Annotated in this window: 21 protein-coding genes and 1 tRNA gene; 14 read left to right on the forward strand and 8 right to left on the reverse strand. The window is 69.0% G+C overall.

Going from position 1 to position 24,645, the window contains the following annotated elements; all coding sequences use genetic code 11:
* Nucleotides 1-20: 20 nt before the first annotated feature.
* The 7 genes from WG923_RS24750 (at nt 21) to WG923_RS24780 (ending at nt 5,099) form a co-directional block, all read left to right on the forward strand.
* Nucleotides 21-410, forward strand: coding sequence for a DUF934 domain-containing protein (locus WG923_RS24750; RefSeq protein WP_340353679.1), 390 nt, complete (start codon nt 21-23; stop codon nt 408-410).
* 8 nt (nt 411-418) lie between these two features.
* Nucleotides 419-1,156: a phosphoadenylyl-sulfate reductase gene (locus WG923_RS24755; protein ID WP_340353680.1), complete on the forward strand. Its 738-nt coding sequence runs from the start codon at nt 419-421 to the stop codon at nt 1,154-1,156.
* Nucleotides 1,153-2,085 (forward strand): sulfate adenylyltransferase subunit CysD, encoded by a 933-nt coding sequence (cysD, locus tag WG923_RS24760; RefSeq protein WP_340353681.1) that lies wholly within the window; start codon nt 1,153-1,155, stop codon nt 2,083-2,085. The genes WG923_RS24755 and cysD overlap by 4 nt, the downstream gene beginning before the upstream one ends.
* Nucleotides 2,085-3,356 (forward strand): sulfate adenylyltransferase subunit 1, encoded by a 1,272-nt coding sequence (locus tag WG923_RS24765; RefSeq protein WP_340353682.1) that lies wholly within the window; start codon nt 2,085-2,087, stop codon nt 3,354-3,356. Before cysD ends, WG923_RS24765 begins: the two co-directional genes overlap by 1 nt.
* Nucleotides 3,357-3,453: 97 nt before the next feature.
* Nucleotides 3,454-3,783, forward strand: a complete 330-nt coding sequence (gene fdxA, locus WG923_RS24770) for a ferredoxin FdxA (protein ID WP_340353683.1) — start codon at nt 3,454-3,456, stop codon at nt 3,781-3,783.
* 5 nt (nt 3,784-3,788) lie between these two features.
* Nucleotides 3,789-4,904, forward strand: coding sequence for an NAD(P)/FAD-dependent oxidoreductase (locus tag WG923_RS24775; RefSeq protein WP_340353684.1), 1,116 nt, complete (start codon nt 3,789-3,791; stop codon nt 4,902-4,904).
* A 119-nt stretch (nt 4,905-5,023) separates the two neighbouring features.
* Nucleotides 5,024-5,099: transfer RNA gene (locus WG923_RS24780), tRNA-Asn, on the forward strand.
* A gap of 356 nt (nt 5,100-5,455) precedes the next feature.
* Here the strand turns inward: WG923_RS24780 and pyk are convergent.
* The 5 genes from pyk to gcl are packed head-to-tail and all read right to left on the reverse strand — an operon-like array spanning nt 5,456 to nt 11,695.
* Nucleotides 5,456-6,874 (reverse strand): pyruvate kinase, encoded by a 1,419-nt coding sequence (gene pyk, locus WG923_RS24785; protein WP_340353685.1) that lies wholly within the window; start codon nt 6,872-6,874, stop codon nt 5,456-5,458.
* Nucleotides 6,875-6,876: 2 nt separating this feature from the next.
* Entirely contained in the window at nt 6,877-8,175 is a 1,299-nt protein-coding gene (locus tag WG923_RS24790; RefSeq protein ID WP_340353686.1) for a glycerate kinase type-2 family protein, read from the reverse strand.
* Complete coding sequence (gene glxR / locus WG923_RS24795) at nt 8,172-9,077, reverse strand: 2-hydroxy-3-oxopropionate reductase (protein WP_340353687.1); 906 nt, start codon at nt 9,075-9,077, stop codon at nt 8,172-8,174. The genes WG923_RS24790 and glxR overlap by 4 nt, the downstream gene beginning before the upstream one ends.
* A gap of 30 nt (nt 9,078-9,107) precedes the next feature.
* Nucleotides 9,108-9,887, reverse strand: coding sequence for a hydroxypyruvate isomerase (hyi, locus tag WG923_RS24800; protein WP_340353688.1), 780 nt, complete (start codon nt 9,885-9,887; stop codon nt 9,108-9,110).
* Nucleotides 9,888-9,901: 14 nt separating this feature from the next.
* Complete coding sequence (gene gcl, locus WG923_RS24805) at nt 9,902-11,695, reverse strand: glyoxylate carboligase (protein WP_340353689.1); 1,794 nt, start codon at nt 11,693-11,695, stop codon at nt 9,902-9,904.
* 118 nt (nt 11,696-11,813) lie between these two features.
* On the opposite strand from gcl, the gene WG923_RS24810 reads away from it, so the two are divergent.
* The 5 genes from WG923_RS24810 to WG923_RS24830 all read left to right on the forward strand — a co-directional run bounded on the left by WG923_RS24810 (nt 11,814) and on the right by WG923_RS24830 (nt 18,084).
* Nucleotides 11,814-12,722: a LysR family transcriptional regulator gene (locus WG923_RS24810; RefSeq protein WP_340353690.1), complete on the forward strand. Its 909-nt coding sequence runs from the start codon at nt 11,814-11,816 to the stop codon at nt 12,720-12,722.
* A gap of 241 nt (nt 12,723-12,963) precedes the next feature.
* Complete coding sequence (locus WG923_RS24815; protein WP_340353691.1) at nt 12,964-14,289, forward strand: C4-dicarboxylate transporter DctA; 1,326 nt, start codon at nt 12,964-12,966, stop codon at nt 14,287-14,289.
* Between the two features lie 16 nt (nt 14,290-14,305).
* Nucleotides 14,306-14,989: a GntR family transcriptional regulator gene (locus WG923_RS24820; RefSeq protein WP_340353692.1), complete on the forward strand. Its 684-nt coding sequence runs from the start codon at nt 14,306-14,308 to the stop codon at nt 14,987-14,989.
* A gap of 180 nt (nt 14,990-15,169) precedes the next feature.
* The gene (locus WG923_RS24825) at nt 15,170-16,849 is read left to right on the forward strand and encodes a hydantoinase/carbamoylase family amidase (RefSeq protein WP_445322974.1); all 1,680 of its coding nucleotides are present in this window, start codon (nt 15,170-15,172) and stop codon (nt 16,847-16,849) included.
* Nucleotides 16,846-18,084, forward strand: coding sequence for a M20/M25/M40 family metallo-hydrolase (locus tag WG923_RS24830; protein ID WP_340353694.1), 1,239 nt, complete (start codon nt 16,846-16,848; stop codon nt 18,082-18,084). The genes WG923_RS24825 and WG923_RS24830 overlap by 4 nt, the downstream gene beginning before the upstream one ends.
* Before the next feature lie 83 nt (nt 18,085-18,167).
* On the opposite strand, the gene WG923_RS24835 is transcribed toward WG923_RS24830, so the two are convergent.
* Both WG923_RS24835 and WG923_RS24840 read right to left on the reverse strand, forming a co-directional pair.
* A complete protein-coding gene (locus WG923_RS24835) occupies nt 18,168-18,746 on the reverse strand; it encodes a hypothetical protein (protein ID WP_340353695.1) in 579 nt (192 codons plus the stop codon).
* Between the two features lie 168 nt (nt 18,747-18,914).
* Complete coding sequence (locus WG923_RS24840) at nt 18,915-19,514, reverse strand: DUF4142 domain-containing protein (protein WP_340353696.1); 600 nt, start codon at nt 19,512-19,514, stop codon at nt 18,915-18,917.
* Nucleotides 19,515-19,953: 439 nt separating this feature from the next.
* Here WG923_RS24840 and WG923_RS24845 point away from each other — a divergent pair, with 439 nt between their 5' ends.
* Nucleotides 19,954-20,289, forward strand: coding sequence for a four-helix bundle copper-binding protein (locus WG923_RS24845; protein WP_340353697.1), 336 nt, complete (start codon nt 19,954-19,956; stop codon nt 20,287-20,289).
* Between the two features lie 381 nt (nt 20,290-20,670).
* Complete coding sequence (locus WG923_RS24850) at nt 20,671-23,109, forward strand: membrane-bound PQQ-dependent dehydrogenase, glucose/quinate/shikimate family (protein ID WP_445322976.1); 2,439 nt, start codon at nt 20,671-20,673, stop codon at nt 23,107-23,109.
* Nucleotides 23,110-23,157: 48 nt separating this feature from the next.
* Here WG923_RS24850 and WG923_RS24855 read toward each other — a convergent pair whose 3' ends face one another.
* Entirely contained in the window at nt 23,158-24,477 is a 1,320-nt protein-coding gene (locus WG923_RS24855; RefSeq protein WP_340353699.1) for a DUF2254 domain-containing protein, read from the reverse strand.
* Nucleotides 24,478-24,645: the final 168 nt, after the last annotated feature.

Consider the following 24,645-nt stretch of genomic DNA (forward strand, 5'->3'; position numbering starts at 1 on the left):
GTAGCGCGGAGAACTTTCCAATGACCGAGCGACTGATCAGGATCCTGCAGGCCTCCGACCTCGAGACGGAGACCGAAGTGAACGTGCTGGTGGTCGGCAACGACGCCGACGTGGCCGAACTGTCCCTGGAGGGCGTGGACCGCGTGGAGCTGAACTTCCCGAAGTTCAGCGACGGCCGCGCCTTCAGCCAGGCCTACCTGCTGCGGCAGCGGCGCAAGTTCGCGGGCGACATCCGGGCCACCGGCGACGTGCTGATCGACCAGCTGGTGCAGATGCAGCGCACCGGCTTTTCCAGCGCGGTGCTCAAGGAAGGCAAGGACGTGGCCGATGCGCAGCGCCAGTTCGAGCGCTACGCGGCCTTCTACCAGGCCGACGTGGTGGCGCGCCGCCCCCTGTTCGCCCGGAGCTGAGACACGCCATGGGTGCCATCGACCTGCACGCCCGGCCTTCGAAGGATTTCGAGGCCAGGCTCGCCGAGACGCAGAAGCTGCTGATCCGCGCCGCATCCGAGTTCAGCCCGCTCAAGCAGGCCTCCAGCCTGGGCGCCGAGGATGTCGTGATCACGCACCTGATCAACGCGCTGGAGCTGGACATCCCGGTGTTCGTGCTGGAAACGGGCGCGCTGCACCAGGAGACGCTGGATCTCCTCGCGCGCACGCAGGCGCATTCGCGGGCACCGGTGGAGGTTTATCGGCCGGTGCAGGAAGCGGTCGTCCAGTTCGTCGCGCGGGAAGGCCAGGACGCCATGTACCGCAGCATCGAACTGCGCAAGAGTTGCTGTCACATCCGCAAGCTGGAGCCGCTCGCGCGCGCGCTGGCGGGGCAGAAGGCCTGGATCACCGGCCTGCGCCGCGAGCAGTCCGCCGCCCGCGCCGACGTGCCCCTGGTGGATGTGTCCGAGGTCCGGCAGAACGGCCGCATCAAGCTGAACCCCCTGGCCGACTGGACCTGGGGCGACGTCTGGCACTACATCGGCATCAACCAGGTCGACTACAACCCGCTGCACGACCAGTTCTACCCCAGCATCGGCTGCGCGCCCTGCACCCGGGCGATCAGCCTCGGCGAGGACTTCCGCGCCGGCCGCTGGTGGTGGGAAAGCGAGTCGGCGAAGGAGTGCGGCTTGCACGTGAACAAGGAAGAAAAGGCTGCCGCATGAACGCACGCACCGAACCCCGGCTCCTGGGGCGCATCAGCAACAAGCACCTCGATGCGCTGGAGGAAGAGGCGATCTTCATCCTGCGCGAGGTGGCCGGCGCCTTCGAGCGCCCCACGCTGCTGTTCTCCGGCGGCAAGGATTCGCTGGTGCTGCTCAAATGCGCCGAGAAGGCCTTCGGCACGGGGCGCATCCCCTACCCGCTGCTGATGATCGACACCGGCCACAACTTCGAGGAAGTGACCGACTTCCGCGACCACCGCGCCAAGGAGCTGGGCGCCGAGCTGATCGTGCGCAGCGTGGAAGACTCGATGAAGCGCGGCACGGTGCGCCTCGCGCGCCCCGACGAGAGCCGCAACGCGCACCAGTCGGTCACGCTGCTGGAGGCGATCGAGGAATTCCGCTTCGACGCCCTGATCGGCGGCGCGCGCCGGGACGAGGAGAAGGCCCGCGCCAAGGAGCGCATCTTCTCCCACCGCGACAGCTTCGGCCAGTGGCAGCCGAAGGCGCAGCGGCCCGAGCTGTGGACGCTGTTCAACACGCGCCTGCAGCCCGGCGAACACTTCCGCGTGTTCCCGATCTCGAACTGGACCGAGCTGGACGTGTGGCAGTACATCGAGCGTGAAGACATCGCATTGCCCTCGATCTATTACGCCCACCAGCGCGAGGTGGTGGAGCGCCGCGGCCTGCTGGTCCCCGTCACGCCGCTGACGCAGCCGAAGGCCGGCGAAGAGGTCGTCACGCGCACCGTGCGCTTCCGCACCGTGGGCGACATCACCTGCACCTGCCCGGTGGAAAGCCCCGCCTCCAACGCGAGCGAGGTGGTGGCGGAGACGCTGCTGGCCGAAGTGAGCGAACGGGGCGCGACGCGGATGGACGACAAGACCTCCGACGCCTCGATGGAAAAGCGCAAGAAGGACGGGTATTTCTGATGACCGTGACCATCACCGACCACGACGCCGCGCTGCGCTTCATCACCTGCGGCAGCGTCGACGACGGCAAGAGCACCCTGATCGGCCGCCTGCTGGTGGACAGCCGCGCGGTGCTGCAGGACCAGCTCGCCTCGGTCTCGAAATCGGGCGAGGCCGACCTCGCGCTGCTGACCGACGGCCTGTCCGCCGAGCGCGAACAGGGCATCACCATCGACGTGGCCTACCGCTACTTCGCCACGCCGGCGCGCAAGTTCATCATCGGCGACGCCCCCGGCCACGAGCAGTACACCCGCAACATGGTGACGGCCGCCTCCAGCGCCGACGCCGCCGTGGTGCTGGTCGACGCGACCAAGCTGAAGTGGGGCAACCCCGGGCTGGAGCTGCTGCCGCAGACGCGCCGCCACACGCTGCTGGCCAACCTGCTGCGGGTGCCCGCGATCGTGTTCGCGGTGAACAAGCTCGACGCGGTGGAGGACCCCACGGTGGCCTTCACCAACATCCGCGACGCGCTGGAGCGCTTCACCGAGGCGGCCGGCATCCACGCCCGCGCCATCGTGCCGATCTCCGCGCTCAAGGGCCACAACGTGGTCGAGGCGCAACCGGGCTGGTGCGGCTACCAGGGCCTGTCGCTGCTGACCTTGCTGGAGCAGCTCGATGTCACGCCCGCCGAGACCACGGAAGCCTTCGCCTTCCCGGTGCAATGGGTGGAAAAGTTCTCGTCCTCGTCGGACACCTCGCAGGGCCGCCGCGTGTTCTGGGGCCGCGTGGCCACCGGCAGCGTGAAGCCGGGCGACGAAGTGACCGTGCTTCCGAGCGGCCAGGCCGCCAGGGTCGCCCAGGTGCTCGATCACGCGCGCCATCCCACCGAGATCGGTGCCCGCCACAGCGCCGGCATCATCCTGGACCGCGAAGTGGACGTCTCCCGCGGCGACTGGCTGCTGGCGCCGGGCGCCTTCGCGCCCGCGCGCGAGATCCGCGCCACCATCGCCTGGCTGGACGACGAGCCCCTGGTCGCCGGCCGCGCCTACTGGGCGCTGCATGGGCACCGCTGGGTCAAGACCAAGGTCAGGCGCATCATCCACAAGCTGGACGTGAACACGCTGGCCGAAGAGGACGCCGACCACCTGGAGCCCAATTCGATCGGCCACGTGGAACTCGTGCTGCAGGAGCCGCTGGCCACCCTGCCCTATGCGCGCTCCCGCACGCTGGGCTCGCTGGTGCTGGTGGACACCGCCACGCACAAGACCTCGGGGGCCGTGCTGGTCGGTTGACGCAACGCAAACCCTCCGGGCCGTACGGGCAGGCGCCAGGGCGCACCTGCCCGACCCGGTAAAATCAAGCGTTACCTTCCGACCACGCCGTACAACAATGACTCACGTCGTCACCGAAACCTGTATCCGCTGCAAGTACACCGATTGCGTGGACGTCTGCCCCGTGGACTGTTTCCGCGAGGGGCCGAACATGCTGGTGATCGACCCGGACGAGTGCATCGACTGCGCGGTGTGCATCCCCGAGTGCCCGGTCAACGCGATCTACGCCGAAGAAGACGTGCCGGCGGACCAGGTCGCGTTCATCAAGCTGAACGCGCAGCTGTCGCATGCCGGCGGCTGGAAGAGCATCACGAAGCGCAAGCCCGCGCTGCCGGATGCGGAGGAATGGAAAGACAGGAAGGACAAGCTCAAGGAGCTTGTCAAGTAAGGACCATGGAACCGAACCTCAACGAAGAAGTGATCAAGACCGCCGCCGCCCATGACGGCCCGATCGAGACGGATGCCGTGATCATCGGCGCGGGTCCCGTGGGCCTGTTCCAGGTGTTCGAACTCGGCCTGCTCGAGATCAAGGCCCACGTGATCGACTCGCTCGGCTACCCCGGTGGCCAGCCGATCGAGCTGTACCCGGACAAGCCGATCTACGACATCCCGGCGATCCCGGTGTGCACCGGCAAGGAACTGACGGACGCGCTGCTCAAGCAGATCGAGCCCTTCGGCGCCACCTTCCACCTGGGGCAGACCGTGACGGTGGTCCAGAAGCAGGACGACGGCCGCTTCTACCTCGAGACCTCCAAGGGCACGATGTTCCTGACCAAGACCATCTTCATCGCGGCGGGCGTCGGCGCCTTCGAGCCGCGCACGCTGAAGGTGGAAGGCCTGGACAAGTTCGACGGCAAGCAGCTGTTCTACCGCGTGCGCAACCCGGCCGACTTCGCGGGCAGGAACCTGCTGGTCGTCGGCGGCGGCGACTCCGCGCTCGACTGGGCGCTGAACTTCACGCCCGGCAACGACGACGGCAACCCCCACAAGGCCGAGAGCGTGATCCTGGTCCATCGCCGCGACGGCTTCCGCGCCGCGCCGGCCTCGGTGGCCCGCATGCACGAACTGTGCGATGCGATGGAGATGCAGTTCATCGTCGGCCAGGTCACCGGCTACGACGAGAAGGACGGCAGGCTCACCGCGGTGAAGGTCACCGGCGGCGACGGCGTGACGCGCACCGTGCCGATGGACGTGCTGCTGGTCTTCTTCGGCCTGTCGCCCAAGCTCGGCCCGATCGCCGACTGGGGCCTGGACATCGAGCGCAAGCAGCTGAAGGTGGACACCGAGAAGTTCTCGACCAACGTGCCGGGCATCTTCGCGGTGGGCGACATCAACACCTATCCGGGCAAGAAGAAGCTGATCCTCTCCGGCTTCCACGAGTGCGCGCTGGCCGCCTTCGGCGCCGCGCCCATCATCTTCCCGGAGAAGGGCAAGATCCACCTGCAGTACACGACGACGAGTCCCAAGCTGCACAAGGTGCTGGGCGTCGAGTCGCCGGTGTTCGACTGAGCAGGCTGGCGGTGGAGCGCAGCGGAACCCCTGCGCCGCGAGCCACCGAACTGACAGTTCGCTGAATGTCGGCTCTCCCAAGGATGAGCCAAAAAACCTGGCTATAATTTAAGGCTTGTTCCCCGATAGCTCAGTCGGTAGAGCGCCGGACTGTTAATCCGTAGGTCCCTGGTTCGAGCCCAGGTCGGGGAGCCAATAAATCGACAGGTTAGCGACGCAAGTCGCTAACCTGTTTGTCTTTCTGAACGGCCCGTGTCCGACTCGTGTCCGAAATCTTGACGGATTCGGGGTTGGGTCCGCCTGGTTTCTGCGCCAACAGGCGGCACGTCGCCGGCGGGTCCTCCGCACCTCCAGCGACACCCTACCTCGCATGGCCGGCGAACGGCGGACGGCGGCGCACCATTGCGCCGTCGGCCGTCGTCAAGGCGAGGCTCATCGAACCCATTCGGAAGCGTGCCGAAGCGGCTCGTGGGTGCGCTGGCTAACGGCGGAATCTGGCGCGCCCTGTTCGAGCTTGGCTTCCCGCGCGCAGCTTTTGCGACGCCCGGACATCACGCTGTAGCGATACGGATCAAGTTGGTCGTGCCCGGCGTGCCGAAGGGCATGCCGGCAATGGCGACGATGAACTGCCCGGCTTGCGCAAACCGCTCGCCACGCGCCAGCTCGCAGGCAAGCCCGGCCATCTGGTCGACGTCGGCCACATCGTCGATATGCACGGAGTGCACCCCCCAGGCCAGCGCCAGGCGTCGTGCCGTGGCCAGCCGGGGCGTGAGGCTCAGGATCGGCGACTCCGGGCGCTCCCGCGCAGCCCGCAGGCTGGTGTGGCCCGAACTGGTGTAGCAGACGATGGCCGCGGCATGCAGCAATGCCACGGCGCGGCGCATGGCGCAGCACACCGCTTCGGCGACGTCGCCGCCAGGCCTGGCCGAACTGTGGGACGCATCGATCAGCTGGCGATACGCGGGGTCGGCCTCGACCTGCTGGATGATGCGGTTCATCATGTCCACCGCCGCCACGGGGTGCTTGCCGGACGCCGACTCGGCCGAGAGCATCACGGCATCGGCGCCGTCGTAGATGGCCGTGGCCACGTCGGAAGCCTCGGCCCGCGTGGGCACCGGGCTGTCGATCATCGACTCCAGCATCTGCGTGGCCACGATGACCGGCTTGCCCAGCGCGCGGCAGGTGCGCACGATGCGCTTCTGGATCGCCGGAACGCGCTCGGCCGGCAGTTCGACACCCAGGTCGCCGCGGGCCACCATCACCGCATCGGTCTGCGCCACGATCTCGTCGAGGCGCTCCACCGCCGAGGGCTTCTCCAGCTTGACGACGATGGCCGCACGGTCGCCGATCAGGGCGCGGGCCTCGGTCACGTCCTCGGGCCGCTGCACGAACGACAGGGCGATCCAGTCCGCCCCCAGTTCCAGCGCCAGTGCCAGGTCCCTGCGGTCCTTCTCGGTGAGCGCCGTGATCGGCAGCACGACCCCGGGCACATTGACGCCCTTGCGCTCGGACAGCCGTCCCCCCACCGCGACGCGCGTCTCGGCGAAGTCCGCCCCGCAGCGCTCGACCACCAGGCGCAGCTTGCCGTCGTCCAGCAGCAGCTCGGCACCCGGCACCAGCGCCGCGAAGATCTCCGGGTGCGGCAGGCCCACGCGCTGCGTGGTTCCTGGCGCCTGGTCGAGGTCGAGGCGGAAGGCCTGGCCCTGTGCCAGCATCACCGGCCCGTCGGCAAAGGTCCCGACGCGCAGCTTGGGCCCCTGCAGGTCGGCCAGGATGCCGATCGGCCGGCCGGTCTCCTGCTCCAGCGCCCGCAGCACCCGGAAGCGCTGGCTGTGATCGGCATGGCTGCCGTGACTGAAGTTGAGCCGGAACACATCCACGCCGGCCATGAAGAGTTGACGGACGACCGCCCCATCCGAGCTGGCCGGGCCGAGGGTTGCGACGATCTTGGCGTTTCGGTTCCTGCGCATGCTTACTCGCTCGAAGGCGCCTCGATGAAGATGGCGCGGAAGTCGTTGACATTGGTCAGCGTCGGCCCGCTGACCACCGAATCGCCCAGCGCCCCGAAGAAGCCGTGGCCGTCGTTGTCGGCCAGGCGGTCTCGTGGCGGCATGCGCAGGGCCCAGGCCCGCGCCAGCGAGTCCGGCGCGAGGAAGGCGCCGGCGATTTCCTCCTGGCCATCGACACCGTCGGTGTCGCCGGCGAGGGCATGGATGCGCGGGTGGCCGTCCAGCGCGATGCCCATCGACAGCAGGCATTCGACGTTGCGCCCTCCCCGGCCCTGCCCGCGCACCGTGACGGTCGTCTCGCCGCCCGACAGCAGCACGCAGGGGGCGGCCACCGGCTGGCCGCGCCCGGCGACCTGCAGCGCGATGCCGGCCAGCACCTTGCCGACGTCGCGCGCCTCGCCTTCGATGGCGTCGCCGAGGATGTACGGCGTGAGGCCCGCTTCGCGCGCCACCGCCGCCGCGGCTTCCAGTGCCATCTGCGGCGTGGCGATCATGCGCAGCTCGGCGCGCGCGAGCCGCGGATCGCCGGGCTTGACCGATTCACCGCGGCCGCTTTCCAGCACGGCGCGCACCATCGGCGGCAGCTCGATGCCGTAGCGGCGCACGATGGCCAGGGCGTCTTCGCAGGTGGTCGGGTCGGGGGCCGTGGGACCCGAGGCGATGTCGATCGGGTCGTCGCCCGGCACGTCGGAGATCAGCAGCGTCAGCACGCGCGCCGGGTGGCAGGCCGCGGCCAGCCGGCCCCCCTTGATCGCCGACAGGTGCCGGCGCACGCAGTTCATCTCGCTGATCGTGGCGCCGGACTTCAGCAGCGCGCGGTTGACGTCCTGCTTGTGCTGCAGCGTCAGTCCGGGTGCCGGCAGCGGCAACAGCGAGGAGCCGCCGCCCGAAATCAGGCACAGCACGAGATCGTCGGCCGACAGCCCCCGCACCAGTGCGAGCATGCGCTCGGCAGCGGCCAGGCCGGCCGCGTCGGGCACCGGATGCGCGGCCTCGACGATCTCGATGCGTTCGCAGGGCACGCCGTAGCCGTAGCGCGTGACGACCAGGCCGCCCAGCTGCGACTTCGCACCCGGCCACAGGTCTTCGACCGCGCGCGCCATCGCCGCCGAGGCCTTGCCGGCACCGATCACGATCAGCCGGCCACGGGGTGCCGCCTCCCGGTCCGGCAGGTGCGGGGCGATGCACCGCGCCGGCTGCGCCGAGGCGACCGCCGCATCGAACATGCGCCGCAGCAGCTCGCGGGGCGTGGTACGCCTCATGATGCCTTCTGGCCGATTTCGAAGTTCGCCAGCTTTTCCAGGGCCCGCACCATCGCCGAATGGTCCCAGGCCTTGCCGCCGTGGGCAGCGCAGGCGTTGAACAGTTCCTGCGCGGTGGCGGTGTTGGGCAGCGAGACGCCGAGCGAACGCGCGCTGCTCAGGGCCAGGTTCAGGTCCTTCTGGTGCAGCTCGATGCGAAAGCCGGGATCGAAGGTGCGCTTGACCATGCGTTCGCCGTGGACCTCCAGGATCTTCGAGGACGCGAAGCCGCCCATCAGCGCCTGGCGCACGCGCGCCGGGTCGGCCCCGGCCTTGGCCGCGAACAGCAGCGCCTCGGCCACCGCCTCGATGTTGAGGGCGACGATGATCTGGTTGGCCACCTTGGCGGTCTGGCCGTCGCCGTTGCCCCCGACCAGCGTGATGTTCTTGCCCATCCGCTCGAACAGCGGCCTGACCTTCTCGAACGCGGCCTCGGGCCCGCCGACCATGATCGACAGCGTGGCGTTCCGGGCGCCGACCTCGCCGCCCGACACCGGCGCATCGAGATACTCGCACCCCAGCTCGTTGATCTTCCGGGCGAAGGCCTTGGTCTCGATCGGCGAGATCGAGCTCATGTCGACCACCGTCTTGCCCGGGGCGAGGCCCGACGCCACGCCGTGTTCGCCGAACAGCACGTCGGCCACATGCGGCGTGTCGGGCACCATGATAAAGACGATGTCGGCCTGCTGCGCGACTTCCCTGCCGCTCGTGCAGGCCTTCGCGCCCGCCTTCACGACCTCGGCCGGCACCGAAGGCACCGAGTGCACGAACAATGGGTAGCCGGCCTTGAGCAGGTGGCCCGCCATCGGCGTGCCCATGATGCCCAGGCCGATGAAGCCCAGCTTGAGTGATTGCGTTGTCATGAGGTCTCCGGGATGTGTCGAGGGATGGCGTCAGTGCGCCAGGGCCTGGCGCCAACCGAGCCCGGCTTCGGTGCTGGTGGCGGGCCTGTATTCGCAACCGATCCAGCCGTCGTAGCCGATGCGATCGAGGTGGGCGAACAGGAACGGGTAGTTGATCTCGCCGCTGCCGGGTTCGTTGCGGCCCGGGTTGTCGGCCAGCTGGATGTGGCCGATGCGCGGCAGGTACTTCTCGATCGTCGCCGCCAGTTCGCCCTCCATGCGCTGCGCGTGGTAGATGTCGTACTGGATGAACGCGTTGTCCGCGCCGACCTCGACCAGCATGCCGGCCGCCTGGACCGTCCGGTTCAGGTAGAAGCCGGGAATGTCGAAGGTGTTGATCGGCTCGATCAGCAGGCGCAGGCCCGCCTTCTTCAGCGCATCGGCGGCGAAGCGCAGGTTGTCGACGACCGTGCGGCGCAGCACCTCGTCGGCCACGCCCGCCGGCGCCTTGCCGACCAGGCAATTGAGCTGGCGGACGTTCAGCACCTGGGCGTATTCGATCGCCCTGGCAACGCCTTCGCGGAACTCGCCGACGCGGTCGGGATGGCAGGCGATGCCGCGCTCGCCCGCCTCCCAGTTGCCGGCGGGAAGGTTGTGGAGCACCAGTTCCAGCCCGTTGGCGTCCAGGCGGCGCCGGATCTCGCGCGCGGGAAAGGCGTACGGGAACAGGAATTCGACGGCCTTGAAGCCGGTCCTGGCGGCGTGGTCGAAGCGTTCGAGGAAGGGATGCTCGGTGAAGAGCATCGTCAGGTTGGCTGCGAATCTGGGCATGGTGGGGTCTCCGTTCAATCGAGCATCGACACCGCGGTGGGCACGTCGCCGCGGCCGGTGGCGAGTTCCTCGAACTCCACGACGTTGTCGATCTCGGTGCCCATGGCGATGTTGGTCACGCGCTCGAGGATGATCTCGATGACCACCGGCACCTTGAATTCGTCCATCCAGGCCTCGGCCCGCCGGATCGCCGGGGCGATCTCTTCCTGTTTGTGCACGCGGATGGCCTTGCAGCCCAGGCCTTCGACGACCTTGACGTGGTCGACGCCATAGCCCTGGGCCGTCACATCGCCGGGATCCGCGTTGATGTTCTCGAACCCCAACTGGACGCAGTAGTCCATCGCGAAGCCACGCTGCGACTGGCGGATCAGGCCGAGGTAGCTGTTGTTCACCACCATGTGGATGTAGGGCAGCTTGAACTGCGCACCCACGGCCAGCTCCTCGATCATGAACTGGAAGTCGTAGTCACCCGACAGCGCGACGATCTTGCGGCTGGGATCGGCGGCCCGCACGCCCAGGGCGGCGGGCACCGTCCATCCCAGCGGGCCGGCCTGCCCGCAGTTGATCCAGTGCCGCGGGTGGTAGACGTGCAGGAACTGCGCGCCGGCGATCTGGCTCAGACCAATCGTGGACACGTAGGTCACGTCCTTGCCGAAGGCGTTGTTCATGCACTGGTACACGCGCTGCGGCTTCATCGGCACGGTGTCGAAGTTGGTCTTGCGCAGGTAGTCGAGCGAGCCCTTGCGGCCCCGGCACTCGGCCACCCAGTGCGACCAGTCACGCAGCTTGCCGGCGGCCTTCCATTCGCGGGCGACTTGCACGAACAGGGCCAGGGCGGCCTTCGCGTCGGAGACGATGCCGTAGTCGGGCGCGAAGACGCGGCCGATCTGGGTCGGCTCGATGTCGACGTGGATGAACTTGCGGCCCTTGCAGTAGACCTCGGGGCTGCCGGTGTGGCGGTTGGCCCACCGGTTGCCGATGCCCAGCACGAAGTCGCTGGCCAGCAGGTTGGCGTTGCCGTAGCGATGGCTGGTCTGCAGGCCGCACATGCCGGCCATCAGCGCATGGTCGTCGGGGATCGACCCCCAGCCCATGAGCGTGGGGATCACCGGGATGCCGGCCAGTTCGGCGAATTCGACCAGGAGCTCCGACGCGTCGGCGTTGATGATGCCGCCGCCGGCGACGATGAGCGGCTTGTCCGCCGCCATCAGCATCGCCAGCGCCTTCTCGACCTGCTTGCGGCTGGCCGCGGGCTTGTAGACCGGCAGCGGCTCGTAGGTCTCGATGTCGAACTCGATCTCCGCCATCATCACGTCGAACGGCAGGTCGATCAGCACCGGGCCGGGCCGCCCCGAGCGCATCAGATGGAATGCCTGCTGGAAGGCGCGCGGCACCTGCGCGGGTTCGAGCACGGTGGTGGACCACTTGGTCACCGGCCTGGCGATGGTCGCGATGTCCACCGCCTGGAAATCCTCCTTGTGCAGGCGGGCGCGCGGCGCCTGGCCGGTGATGCACAGGATGGGGATGCTGTCGGCCTGCGCCGAATACAGGCCGGTGATCATGTCGGTGCCGGCGGGGCCCGAGGTGCCGATGCACACACCGATGTTGCCGGCCCTGGCGCGCGTGTAGCCCTCGGCCATGTGGGAGGCCCCTTCGACGTGGCGCGCCAGCACGTGCGAGATCGACTGGCGCTCGCGCAGCTGCGCGTACAGGGGATTGATCGCCGCGCCGGGCACGCCGAAGGCCTGCGTGACCCCTTCCTTCTCCATCACCAGCACCGCGGCCATCGCGGCCTTCATCTTCGCCATGGGAGCCTCCTAGTCTGCAAGCCCGGATCATCTTCAAACGGAGGCTGCGTGCGAATCCAAGTGCGCGCATAAGCACTATTCCGGGGCGAGGCAGGTACCCCCGGCGATACAGTCGGCCATGGACAGAGTCAACGCCATCCAGGTGTTCATCCGCGTCGTCGAGACGAGCAGCTTCAGCCGGGCCGCCGCCGAACTGGGGATCACCCAGCCCACCGCCACCAAGGCCGTCGCCGCCACCGAGCAGCGGCTCGGCGTGCGCCTGCTGCACCGATCGACCCGCGGCGTCACGCTGACCGAGGTCGGCAACGGCTACTACCAGAAGTGCAAGGCCATCGAGCGCGCGATCGACGAGGCCGAGAACCACGCGGCCCAGGAGCAGCGTGGCGAAGGCGGCCTGCTGCGCGTGAGCACCTCGGTCGCCTTCGGGCGCCGCGTGCTGGTGGCCATCGCCTTGCAGTACATGCGGATCAACCCCAAGGTCCGCATCGACATCAGCTTCGACGACCGCTACGTCGACCTGGTGGAACAGGGCATCGACCTGGCCGTGCGCATGGGGCAGATGTCCGATTCCAGCCTCGGTGCGCGCTACCTCGGGCTCAACCCCTGGGTCATGGTCGGGGCCGAGGCCTACCTCCGGCAGCATGGCGAGCCGCGCTGCGTTGCCGACCTCGCGGACCATGCCTGCATCGTCTACAGCAGCGTCCAGGGCGACGACCGCTGGCGCCTGACGCCACCTGGCGCTTCGAGTACCTCCGTGCCGGTCAAGGGGCCGTTCCGCTCCAACAACCTGTCCGCCGTGCTGGCCGCCACCACCGCGGGCATGGGGCTGTCGATCCTGCCGTGGTACGTGGCGCGGGAGTCGATCGCGGCCGGCACCGTCCAGCGCGTGATGGCCGACCACAGCCTGCCCGCGCAGGAAATGCATGCCGTGTTCCCCTCGCCGAAACTGGTCCCCAGGAAGACCACGGCCTTCATCGACCACCTGCAGGGGACGCTGGGGGGCGACTGGTGGCTCAACGCCTTCTAGCTGGCGGGTCGAGGCCCTGTTCCCGAGACGGCGGCAGGCCCGGTGGCCACGAGGCGCGCCCCCCTGGAGGTCCTTGCCGCGCAGGCGCTTCATTGCTGCCACATCGGCTCAGGCAGCTTTGCGTGTTCGCCACCCAATCCCGAGGGTTTGCCCTGATCTGGGCGGAAACGGCGTTGCGTACATTGCTTGTATGCAAGCTTGTCGGCAAGGGGCCGGCACTGCAACCCTGAGGAGACTGCCCGTGCTCAAGTTCTTCAAGTCACTCTTCGGCCAGGTCGTGCTGGCGCTGGTGGTCGGCGTCATCCTCGGCCTGCTCGTGCCGGACTTCGCCATCAAGCTCAAGCCGCTCGGCGACGCCTTCATCAAGCTGATCAAGATGATCATCCCCGTGCTCGTGTTCTGCGTGGTCGTGCACGGCATCGCCGGCGCCGGCGACCTCAAGCGCGTCGGCCGCGTGGGCGTCAAGGCGCTGATCTATTTCGAAGTCGTGACCACGATCGCACTGGGACTGGGGCTCGCGCTCGCGTTCCTCTTCCAGCCCGGGGTCGGCATGAACGTCGACCCGAAGCTGCTCGATGCCAAGGCCATGAGCGCCTATGCCGAGAACGCGAGCAAGCTGACCGGCGGCGGCACCGTCGACTTCCTGATGAAGCTGATCCCGACCACGGTGGTGAACGCCTTCGCCACCGGCGACGTGCTGCAGGTCCTGGTGTTCGCGGTGCTGTTCGGCTGTGCGCTGGCGCTGCTCGGCGAGCGCGGCGCGCCCGTGGCGAGTTTCATCGACACGCTGAGCCACGCCCTGTTCAAGGTGATGGGCATCATCATCAAGGCCGCGCCGCTGGGCGTGCTGGGCGCCATCGCCTTCACCGTGGGCAAGTACGGCATCGGCTCGCTGAAGCAACTCGGAATGCTCGTCGTGCTGTTCTACGCCGCGGTGATCATCTTCGTCGTCGTGATCCTGGGCGGGATCATGCGGCTGGCCGGCTTCTCGATCTTCAAGTTCCTGGCCTACCTGCGCGAGGAGCTGACCATCGTGTTCGCGACCACGTCGTCGGACAGCGTACTGCCGCAGATCATGTCCAAGCTCAAGCGCATGGGCATCCGCGATTCCACCGTCGGCCTGGTCATTCCCACCGGCTACTCGTTCAACCTCGACGCGTTCTCGATCTACATCACGCTGGCCGCCGTGTTCATCGCGCAGGCCACGAACACGCCGATCTCGATGACCGACCTGCTGACGATCCTCGCGATCTCCCTGGTCACGAGCAAGGGCGCGCACGGGGTGCCGGGCTCGGCGATCGTCGTGCTCGCCGCGACGCTGCAGGCCATCCCGGCGATTCCCGCGATCGGCCTCGTGCTGCTGCTGTCCGTCGACTGGTTCATGGGCATCGCGCGGGCGCTCGGCAACCTGGTCGGCAACTGCGTGGCCACCGTCGCCATCGCAGCGTGGGAGGGCGACATCGACCGCGAGCGCGCCCATGCGGTGCTCGACGGCCGGCCGGTGCCCCCGACCGAGGACGATGCCGACGTCGCCCCGACGGGGTTGCCGATGCCGGCCAATGCCTGAGCGCGGGACCGTTCCGATGGCCAGCCAGACCCAGATCGCGCAGCAGGTCGTCGAGTCGATCCTGGCGCAGAAGCTCAGGCCCGGCGAGCGGCTCGGCGAGCAGGAGCTGGCCGATCTGTTCGGCGTCAGCCGGACCCTGGTGCGCGAGGCCCTGATGCAGCTGCAGGCGCGGGGCTTCGTCGAGGTGCGCACCCGCAAGGGCTGGTACGTCGTCGAGCCGTCGCTCGAGGAGGCGCGCGACGCCTTCGCGGCGCGGCGTGCGGTCGAAGGCGGCATGCTGCGGCAGACCGACGGCAAGCCGCTGCAGTCGGTGATCCGGCGGCTGCGCCAGCACATCGCCGAGGAGGAGCGCGCGGTCGCCGGCAACGACGCCGCGGTGCGTGCCTTCCTGCTCGCCGACTTCCACGTCTGCCTTGCGGACTGCCTGGGCCACCGCCTGCTGTGCGACATCCTGCGCGACCTGACTGCGCGCACGACGCTCGTCGCCACGCTGTACCAGAGCCAGCACGACGCGGGCGAATCGTGCGCCGACCACGCGGAGATCGTCGCCGCGCTGGAGGCCGGCGACCGCGCGCGCGCCGAGGCGCTGATGCTGGCGCACATCGGCAGCGTCGAGTCGGCACTGGGCCAGGCGATCGCCGGCGGCCTGTCGGGGGTGGACAAGCTGCGCGCGACGCTCCAGCCGCTGGCTCCCACGTAGGCGGCGCGGGTGCGGCCGGTCGCCTGAGCGCGCCGGGCCGCACCCACGCGAATACCGGCGTGCGCAGCACCAAGGTACGCCAGCGAGCGCGGCCCGCCGGCCCGCCGCAGCCTCATCTTCCCGGCACTGCAAGCTCGTGCACCCGTCCGACGCCAGGACCGCCACCGTATCGGAATGACCATGACCGCGACCCTTTCCATCGAGCAACTGAACCAGGCCTCCCGCGAGGAGTTCACCGCCCTGCTCGAAGGCACTTACGAGCACTCCCCTTGGATCGCGTCCCGGGCCTGGGAGCGGCGGCCCTTCAAGTCGATCGCCGCGCTGAAGCTCGCGCTGGTGGCCGCCGTGCGGGACAGCGAACGCGAGGCCCGGCTCGGGCTCCTCCGCGCCCACCCCGATCTCGCAGTGGACGCCCGATACAGCGAGAAGTTCGGATTCCCCTTCATCCTGGCCGTGCACGGTCCGCGCGGCACGGGGCTGGACAGGCAGCAGATCATCGCAACGTTCGAACGCCGGCTGCACAACCATCCCGATTTCGAGTTCGCCGAGGCCCTTCGCAACCTCCACCGCATCGCCGAGATCCGTCTGGACGACAGGTTCGGCACGCAGCCGACGCAGGGCAGCCTGGTCTGGGACTGGGCGGAGCGCCTGGCGACCCACAGCGAGCCGGGGTATGCGGAGCGCGACGAACTGACCGTCACCTACCTGACCGACGCGCATCGGGCCGTCGCCCAGCGGCTGGCGCACTGGATGAAGTCCGATTGCGGATTCGACGACGTCGAGATCGACGCGGTCGGCAATGTGGTGGGCATCTATCACGGCACCGACCCCGCCGCCCCTCGCCTGCTGACGGGGAGCCACTACGACACCGTCCGCAACGGCGGCAAGTACGACGGGCGGCTCGGGATCCTCGTGCCCATGGCCTGCGTGCGCGAACTGTCGCAGGCGGGCCGACGGCTTCCCTTCGGGATCGAGGTCGTGGGCTTCGCCGAGGAGGAAGGCCAGCGGTACAAGGCGGTCTTCCTCGGCTCGAGTGCGCTCACGGGTCATTTCGACATGGCCTGGCTGGAGCAGCAGGACGCGGACGGCGTCACCATGCGCCAGGCCATGGAGCATGCCGGACTGTGCATCGCCGACATCCCCAGGCTCCGGCGCGATCCGAAGCGCTACCTGGGATTCGTCGAAGTCCATATCGAGCAGGGCCCGGTGCTCAACGAGCTGGACCTGCCCCTGGGCGTGGTGACGTCCATCAACGGCAGCGTCCGGTATGTCGGCGAGATCGTCGGCATGGCGAGCCACGCCGGGACCACGCCCATGGACCGCCGCCGGGATGCGGCGGCCGCGGCGGCCGAACTGATCCTGCTCGCGGAGCGCCGCGCGGCCGCCGCTGCGGACCTGGTCGCCACCGTCGGCATGCTGGAAGTCCCGAACGGGTCGATCAACGTCGTGCCGGGCCGCTGCCGGTTCAGCCTGGACATCCGCGCCACCACGAACGAGGTGCGCGACGCCTGCGCCGACGATGTCCTCGTGGGCCTGCGCGCCATCTGCGAGCGGCGGGGACTGTCGTACACCCTCGAGGAGACCATGCGGGCTTCGGCCGCGCCGAGTGCACCCGAATGGCAGGCCCGCTGGGAGCAAGCCGTCGCGCAGCTCGGGCTGCCGGTCCACCGCATGCCCAGTGGTGCGGGGCACGACGCGATGAAGCTCCACGAGATCCTGCCGCAGGCCATGCTCTTCACCCGCGGCGAGAACGCGGGCATCAGCCACAACCCGCTGGAATCGACGTCCAGCCACGACATCGACCTCGGCGTCGCGGCCTTCGGGTGCCTCCTCAACCAACTCACCAGAGAAATGCAATGAGCACGTCCCATTCCTACCAGGTCATCGACGCGTACGTCGACGCGCACTTCGACGAGCAGGTGCGCTTCCTGCAGGAGCTCGTTCGGGTGCCCACCGACACGCCGCCCGGGAACAACACCCCGCACGCCCTGCGCACGCGCGACCTGCTCGCGGCGTTCGGGTTCGACGCCCAGGCGCACGAGGTGCCCGCTGAAGTCGTGAAGGAGCACGGACTCCAGTCGATCACCAACCTGGTCGTGCGCCGGCGCTATGGCAAGGGCGGCCGGGTGGTCGCGCTGAACGCCCATGGCGACGTGGTCCCGCCCGGCGAAGGATGGACCTTCGATCCGTATGGCGCGCAGATCGTCGACGGCAAGCTCTATGGTCGCGCCTCCGCCGTCAGCAAGTGCGACTTTTCGACCTTCACCTTCGCCACGCGCGCGCTGGAGGCCGCCGGCATGCCCCTGGCCGGCGGCATCGACCTGCTCTTCACGTACGACGAAGAGTTCGGCGGCGAGCTCGGGCCCCGATGGCTGCTGGACCAGGGCCTCACGAAGCCGGACCTCGAGATCGCGGCGGGCTTCAGCTACCAGGTCGTCACCGCCCACAACGGCTGCCTGCAACTGGAAGCGACCGTCCACGGCAAGATGGGCCACGCCGCCGTCCCCGAGACGGCCGTCGACGCGCTGCAGGCGGCCACGCGGGTCCTGGTGGCGATCTACGAGGAGAACGCCCGCCTGCGCCGGACGAAGAGCGCAGTCAAGGGCATCGACTGCGGGTACATCAACGTCGGCCAGATCTTCGGCGGCACGAACACGAACGTGGTCCCCGGCAAGGTCGTGCTCAAGATCGACCGGCGCATGATCCCGGAAGAGGATCCGGTGGCGGTCGAGGCGGCGCTGCGCCGGCTCATCGAGGATGCCGTCGCCACCCTCCCCGGAACCTCCGTCGACATCAGGCGACTCCTGCTGGCCCATGCGATGAAGCCGCTCGCCGGGAACAAGCCCCTGGTGGATGCGCTTTGCGCCCATGCGACCGAACTGATCGGCGAGCAGGTCGAAGCCTCCGGTACGCCGCTCTACACGGACGCGCGGCTGTTCAGCGAGCGCGGCATCCCGGCGGTGATCTACGGCGCCGGGCCGCGCACGGTTCTCGAGTCCAACGCCAAGCGGGCCGACGAGCACATCGTGCTCGAAGACCTGCGACGCGCCACCAAGGTCGTTGCGAGAACTCTGCTCGACCTTCTGAAGGCCTGAACACCAGACGGGCGGCGCTGATTCCTGACTCCAACTTGCGCCCGGCGGTCGGCCCGCCGGCACCCAGCGCGCTCTGCCGGGCCCTACCCGCGGTGCCTGTCGTTGGGGTGGTCGTCCCGCCGGTTACGGATACCGTCGCCGTCGCGGTCGTGATCGTTGCGGTTCCTGATGCCGTCGCCGTCGAGATCGTTGCGAGGCCCGGTGCGGCCCACTTCGGCGACATCCTTGCGGTTCGGGTGCGGATCGCGCCGGTTGGCAATGCCATCTCCATCACGATCCTTGTCGTACCGGTTCTGGATTCCGTCGCGGTCCAGGTCGCCGCGCGGACCCTTGCGCGCGATCCTGCGGTCAAAACGGTCCGGATGCGGATCGCGCGCATTGACGAGGCCATCGCCGTCGCGATCGCGGTCGTAGCGGTTCTGGACCCCGTCGCGGTCCAGGTCGCCGCGCGGACCGGTGCGCGCGACGCGGTCGAACCGGTTCGGGTGATGATCGCGGGCATTCGCGATTCCATCGCCGTCTCGATCCCGGTCATGGCGATTGCTGATGCCGTCATGGTCCATGTCGGCGCTGCCGACGATGTACTGCTGCGCGTTCGCGCCGCACCCGATGACCAGCAAGGACGCGGCCAGCGCCGCCTGGACGATTGATTTCGACTGCATGTTCGGATCTCCTCACATTGGATGCATCCAGGATTGGGGGCCCGGCACTGCGATTCCATCGGACTGCACGCGTCAACGCTGTACGCGCGCTCCGACGGTCTCGGCCCGACCGGCAGTCGAATTGCTACAAATGCACTATCTTTCCGCGGCGACACCTTGATCGGATGTTCAGCGCGCAGGGGCAAAGTTGCGTCGGCGGAGCTCGAACTGCGCCTGCAGCGCCTCTGCGCGTGCGAGGTGCTTGCGAAGCATGGGCAGGCTGGCGGATGCAAACCGCACCAATGCGCGGTCGCGACCGTGCTCCGCCTCCTGCCGAAACAGTTCGACCGCATCCCGATGCGCCTGCACACCGGCGGACGCGACGAACTGGCGATCGAACGCGACGCCGCGGAGCCCCTCGAGGCCGAACTCGGCGGCAACCCCGTCGCCCCGCACCGCGGCGGGCACGCCAAGGCCCCGGGAGGCGCCCAGCCTCTGGAAGTGCACGTTGGCGGCCGAATGCTCGCGGACCAGCACGCGAGCGAACTGGCGCACCCGAACGTCCCGCGAGCGATCCATTGCAAGCCGCGCCGCCCCGAGTTCCTGCACATTCGCGCGCCACGCCCGCAACAGGAAGTCCAGGTCCGCAGCAACGTCCGCAGGCGTGGTTGCCGCCGCCTGCGCCACAAGCTCATCGCCCATGGACAGGGATGTGCCTGCTGCTGCGGGCACGGCGCACAGGGCGGCGGCAGCGGAGATCACCGAAAGCAATGGTGGAAAGTTCTTCATCGTCGACCTCCGGTATTCGATGCGCAATCGGGCGCGTTGCCGGAGCCAGGCGGCAGCGGGCCATCCGGGTTGGAGCGGATGCGGCGTGACAGGTTGCGCAGGCCCGATGCCGGCGCGGTGACTGCAAGTTACACAGGTGACCATCTGGCGCTGGGGCGCACGCGAACCGCATTTGCCGAAATGCGTGCTGCCGTACGTGGCCCCCCGTACGTCCGATGCGTGACAGGGGAACCAGCTGCGCCGTGCGGCCGAAGATCTCCTGCGCGCCGGGCAGCCAGCCGATGCCAGCCGCGCGGCCCGGACAGGCGGACATCGCCTCGCCCCGGCCACCTGCATTTGTGGCAATCTGTTCGGCACCGAGGGCGAAGCCCCGCCCGTGCAGAGCGAGGCGCGAAGCGACCTGCCACGCCGCCCCCGGGCACTGATGAAGGAAGGAAACATGCACCACAACCAGCGATTCGAAGCCTGTATCGATGCCTGCAACAGTTGCGCCGCGGCCTGCAACGAGTGTGCCGTCGCGTGCCTGCAGGAGCAGGACGTGAAGATGATGGCGCGCTGCATCGCTCTGGACATGGACTGTGCAGCCCTCTGCCAGCTCGCGGCTGCCCTCATGCAACGCGGCAGCGAGAACGCGGCGGAGATCTGCCGTGCGTGCGCAGAGGTCTGCCGGCGCTGCGGCGAGGAGTGCGGCAAGCACAAGGCCGAACACTGCCAGCGCTGCGCGGTCCACTGCGCGCGCTGCGCCGACGAATGCCGCCGGATGGCGGCCGCGTGAAGGGTTCGCCGGCGGATTCCTCCGCCGGCCGCGCGGGACGTCCTCGCCCGGCACGGTATCGGTGCCACCGCATTCGACGAGGCCCTGCGCGCGGCGTGCATGCCGAATGCCCGTAAGGGATGACCCTTGCTCTTTGCATTGCCAGCAATGCATTGGCGCCCCCTCCTACAGCCGATGCCAGTGGTCTCCTGGCTGCGGCCCGCAGCAGGAGCTTCCAATATCGACGTCACGGAAGGCGCGAAGCACCCTCCGTGCTCCTTGCGAGAGAGGGGAACCGGATTCGCAAGCGTCCGGCAACGAGATTGAGCCCCGGGTCGGGGCTCTTTTTTTTTGCGAGTGAAGGTGTCAGGCATGAAGTTCTTCCACGGCCACCAGGTGGGCATGCAGCCCCGATCCGCGCGGGCCACGTTGCTCCCGCGCGCGCTGGCGATCGTCGTCGCCGTCGTTGCCGCGTGCCTCGTGACCGGCGGCGTCTGGCTCGCGGGTCTCGGCGGTTCCTGGTACTACCTCGGAGCAGGCATGGCGCTCCTCGCGACGGCGTGGCTGCTGTGGCGCCGCAGGGCGGGCGCGGTCCTGCTGTTCGCAGCCGTCTTCATGGCGAGCGTCGCGTGGGCCGTGTGGGAGAGCGGTCTCGACTGGTGGCCCCTCGCGGCGCGGCTGGACGTGCTGTTCGTGCTGGGCCTGGTCCTCCTGCTGCCCGGAATGGACGGCGGCGCCGCAGCGGGTGCAAGGGCGTCGCGCGTGGTCCTGGGCGTGGCGCTCGCTGCCTTCGCCCTCCTCGCGGCCGCCAGCTGGCTGCGCGACCCGCACGACGTGGACGGCACGCTGGCATCGAACACCGCCGTGACGGCACCGGGAGGCATGGCCGCGGCGGACTGGACCGCGTACGGCGGCTCCGGCTTCGGCCAGCGCTACTCCGCCCTGCGGCAGATCACGCCGGACAACGTGCGGCAACTCCAGCCCGTCTGGCATTTCAACACCGGCGACGTGCGCGGTCGCCCGGGCGACCCGAAGGAGACGACGTTCGAAGTGACGCCGCTGAAGGTCGGCAACCGCCTGTTCTTCTGCACGCCGCACCAGAACGTGATTGCGCTCGACGCGACGACCGGGGCACAGGTCTGGAGGTACGACCCGCGCATCCAGGACAAGCTCGCGCTGCAGCACCTGACATGCCGCGGCCTGAGCTGGCAGGCTGCCGCCTCCGCGCCCGCCGCCTCCGCGCCGGCCGGCGCTGCGCCTGCCGGCGCGCCGGCCGCGGGCTCGCTGCCGATCGCCGCCCTCGACGGGCCCACCGACGCCCGTTGCAGCTCGCGCCTCTTCCTGCCCACGGCAGACGGACGCCTCATTGCCCTCAACCCGGACAACGGCCACGTCTGCGCGGAGTTCGGCGGCGGCACCGGCCAGATCGACCTGTGGGCAGGCATGCCGAATCGCCAGCCCGGCGCCTATTACTCGACCTCGCCGGTGGTCGTCGCGCGCGGGCTGCTGGTGGTCGGCGGAACGGTGCTGGACAACGTCTCCACGCACGAACAATCGGGCGTGATCCGCGCCTTCGACGCCGACTCGGGACGCCTGGTGTGGAACTGGGACTCCGGAAACCCGACGCAGACCGCCCCGCTGCCCGCCGGCCAGACCTACGTGGCCAACTCGCCGAACAGCTGGAGCATCTCCGCCGTCGATGAGGCGCTGGGCCTGGTGTACGTGCCGCTCGGGAACCAGCCACCGGACCAGTGGGGCGGAAACCGTTCGCCCGCGGTGGAAAAGTATTCGTCCTCCATCGTGGCACTGGACCTCCAGACCGGCCAGGTGCGCTGGAGCTTCCAGACGGTGCACCACGACCTCTGGGACTATGACGTGCCTTCGCAGCCCAGCCTCCTCGACCTGCGGGTCGGCAGCAGCACCATTCCCGTCCTGGTCCAGCCGACCAAGCAGGGCGAGCTGTTCGTGCTGGACCGGCGCAACGGGCAGCCGGTCGTCCCCGTCACCGAGCAGCGCGCGCCGCAGGGCGCAGCGGACGGCGACCATGCGGCGCCGACGCAACCGCGCTCCGGTGTCTCCTTCGATCCGCCGCCGCTGGCCGGCCGCGACATGTGGGGCGCGACGATGTTCGACCAGCTGTACTGCCGTATCGCTTTTCACCGCCTGCGCTATGAAGGCCGCTTCACGCCACCGTCCCTCCAGGGCTCGCTGGTATACCCCGGCAACTTCGGCGTCTTCAACTGGGGCTCGATCGCGGTCGACCCGGTGCGGGGCTGGGCGTTCACCACGCCGACCTACCTGGCATTCGTCTCGCAGCTCGTGCCGCGGCCGGACGAGACTGCGCTCGTGGTGCAGGGTGACGGGCGCCCGCAAGGCAGCCTGCCCGCCCTCAACGAGAACTTCGGCGCGCCGTATGCCGCGAAGCTGTACCCGTTCACCTCCCCCCTCGGCATCCCGTGCCAGCAGCCGCCCTGGGGCTACGTGGCCGGTGTGGATCTGGCCAACGGGCACATCGTCTGGCGGCACCGCAACGGCACGGTGCGCGACCTCGCGCCGGTGCCCCTTCCCTTCCGGATGGGGGTGCCCAGCCTCGGCGGGCCCCTCATCACGGCCGCAGGCGTGGCCTTCCTTTCCGGCACGCTGGACTACTACTTGCGTGCCTACGACGTGTCCACCGGGCACGAGCTGTGGCGCAGCCGCCTGCCGGCGGGCGGCCAGGCGACACCCATGACCTACGAGGCGGCCGATGGACGCCAGTTCCTGGTGGTGGTCGCCGGCGGGCACGGATCGCTCGGCACCCGGGCAGGCGACGACGTGATCGCGTACGCGCTGCCTCGCTAGTGTCCCGTCCCGTAAATATCCATCTGCGGGACAGGACCCTAGCCTGCGTCAGCCGAGGCCTGCCGCCACGTGCCGCAGGCGGCGCCGCAGCGGCGCGGAGCGCCGACGCGGGCGGATGCGCGCCAGCTCCGAGCGCAGCTCGGCGACGCAGGGCCGCAGGGCCGCCTGGCGGCCGGCATCGGGCAGATCGTCGCGGATGGCCTCCAGCGCAGCAAGGACGTGCGCCAGCACCTGGAGATCGCCCGCCGCGTGGTGCAGCACCGGGAGCAGAGCCTCGTCCATCATCTGCCCGAACTCCGGAGCGGGTGCGATGACACGCAAGTCGCCGCCGGCGAAACGATGGGCCTGCGGCATGGCGCGGCAGCCCAGGCGCGCCAGAAGCCGCCCGAGCTCGTTGATGCACATGCATGCCGTCGTGGGGTCGTTCACGCCGGGCGAGAGGGCCCGCAGCGCGATGTCGACCAGCTGCTGCAGGCCGAAGGCGGCGTCCTGTTCGACGGTCCGCTGCCTGCCCACCACGACGGATTCGCCCAGGCCATCGAGGTCGTCGTCGGCGACGCGACCGGTGCCCGCCTCGAGCAGTGTCGTGCGTTCCGAGACGTACTGGCCGATGCGCACGCGCAGGCGCACGACCGTGTCGCATGCGCACGCGTGCCGCAGCAGCGCATCGGCGTCGATGGATTGCACGTAGCCGCTGCGCCGCGCACGGACTGCATGCCAGCCCGGCGGCAAGCGGATCTCTCCCGCCTCCGGCACGGGCGCACCGGGCTCCCCGATCTGCTGCGGGAACAGGTGGTCGATCGCCAGCTCCGTGTCGGCGGCGATCCGTCCCAGGATCGACGACGCCTGGATGCTGAGCGCCACGTGATGGATGAAGTAGATCAGCACGCCGATGCCGGCGAAGGCATAGCCCAGTCCGCCCAGAACGGCCAGGGACGGGATGAACTCGCCCTCGTCACCGCCGCGGATCGTGCGCAGGACGACCAGGCAATAAGCGAAGATCCCGACGAACACGCCGAGCACCACCTGCGTCGGCGCGTCGCGCATGAAGTTGCGCAGCACGCGGGGCGAGTATTCGGTCGCCGTCAGGGAAAGGGTGACGATGGTGATCGAGAACACCACGCCAGCCACGGTCACCATGGAGGTCGCGATGGCCGAGAGCATGGCGCGCGAGCCGTCCGCGCCCGCCCCGAAGAGCCGGGGCGACCAGAGCGCGAGGTCCGCCGTGCTTCCGACGTCGATTTCCACCAGCAGCACTGCCAGCAGCATGGACCCCAGCACGATGAGCGCAGGCGTGAACCAGAAGCTGGCCCGCAGCCGAAGCCACAGCCGCCCGGGGGAGAGCCGGGCCCGAACGCGCAGAAGCACTCCATTTTGCATGGACGCTACTGTGGCCCAAAAAGCGGCGGTGCGGGCGTCGCGCGGCTGCGCGAGCGCGCCGGAAGAGGCGCCGCTCGTGCGCAGACGCCTGGTCTTGCTAGTGTCCTGTCCCGTAAATATCTAGGCTCTCGCTGCCCCGTATCGGGCCGCAGGCAA

Origin of the sequence: Ramlibacter sp. AN1133, assembly GCF_037890035.1 — a bacterium.
Taxonomy (GTDB): domain Bacteria; phylum Pseudomonadota; class Gammaproteobacteria; order Burkholderiales; family Burkholderiaceae_C; genus Ramlibacter.

What these genes read in the sequence shown, in the direction of transcription:
- WG923_RS24750 (WP_340353679.1), top strand. Translation starts at nt 21, where the DNA reads ATGACCGAGCGACTGATCAGGATCCTGCAGGCCTCCGACCTCGAGACG.
- WG923_RS24755 (WP_340353680.1), top strand. Translation starts at nt 419, where the DNA reads ATGGGTGCCATCGACCTGCACGCCCGGCCTTCGAAGGATTTCGAGGCC.
- cysD (WP_340353681.1), top strand. Translation starts at nt 1,153, where the DNA reads ATGAACGCACGCACCGAACCCCGGCTCCTGGGGCGCATCAGCAACAAG.
- WG923_RS24765 (WP_340353682.1), top strand. Translation starts at nt 2,085, where the DNA reads ATGACCGTGACCATCACCGACCACGACGCCGCGCTGCGCTTCATCACC.
- fdxA (WP_340353683.1), top strand. Translation starts at nt 3,454, where the DNA reads ATGACTCACGTCGTCACCGAAACCTGTATCCGCTGCAAGTACACCGAT.
- WG923_RS24775 (WP_340353684.1), top strand. Translation starts at nt 3,789, where the DNA reads ATGGAACCGAACCTCAACGAAGAAGTGATCAAGACCGCCGCCGCCCAT.
- pyk (WP_340353685.1), bottom strand. Translation starts at nt 6,874, where the DNA reads ATGCGCAGGAACCGAAACGCCAAGATCGTCGCAACCCTCGGCCCGGCC.
- WG923_RS24790 (WP_340353686.1), bottom strand. Translation starts at nt 8,175, where the DNA reads ATGAGGCGTACCACGCCCCGCGAGCTGCTGCGGCGCATGTTCGATGCG.
- glxR (WP_340353687.1), bottom strand. Translation starts at nt 9,077, where the DNA reads ATGACAACGCAATCACTCAAGCTGGGCTTCATCGGCCTGGGCATCATG.
- hyi (WP_340353688.1), bottom strand. Translation starts at nt 9,887, where the DNA reads ATGCCCAGATTCGCAGCCAACCTGACGATGCTCTTCACCGAGCATCCC.
- gcl (WP_340353689.1), bottom strand. Translation starts at nt 11,695, where the DNA reads ATGGCGAAGATGAAGGCCGCGATGGCCGCGGTGCTGGTGATGGAGAAG.
- WG923_RS24810 (WP_340353690.1), top strand. Translation starts at nt 11,814, where the DNA reads ATGGACAGAGTCAACGCCATCCAGGTGTTCATCCGCGTCGTCGAGACG.
- WG923_RS24820 (WP_340353692.1), top strand. Translation starts at nt 14,306, where the DNA reads ATGGCCAGCCAGACCCAGATCGCGCAGCAGGTCGTCGAGTCGATCCTG.
- WG923_RS24825 (WP_445322974.1), top strand. Translation starts at nt 15,170, where the DNA reads ATGACCGCGACCCTTTCCATCGAGCAACTGAACCAGGCCTCCCGCGAG.
- WG923_RS24830 (WP_340353694.1), top strand. Translation starts at nt 16,846, where the DNA reads ATGAGCACGTCCCATTCCTACCAGGTCATCGACGCGTACGTCGACGCG.
- WG923_RS24835 (WP_340353695.1), bottom strand. Translation starts at nt 18,746, where the DNA reads ATGCAGTCGAAATCAATCGTCCAGGCGGCGCTGGCCGCGTCCTTGCTG.
- WG923_RS24840 (WP_340353696.1), bottom strand. Translation starts at nt 19,514, where the DNA reads ATGAAGAACTTTCCACCATTGCTTTCGGTGATCTCCGCTGCCGCCGCC.
- WG923_RS24845 (WP_340353697.1), top strand. Translation starts at nt 19,954, where the DNA reads ATGCACCACAACCAGCGATTCGAAGCCTGTATCGATGCCTGCAACAGT.
- WG923_RS24850 (WP_445322976.1), top strand. Translation starts at nt 20,671, where the DNA reads ATGCAGCCCCGATCCGCGCGGGCCACGTTGCTCCCGCGCGCGCTGGCG.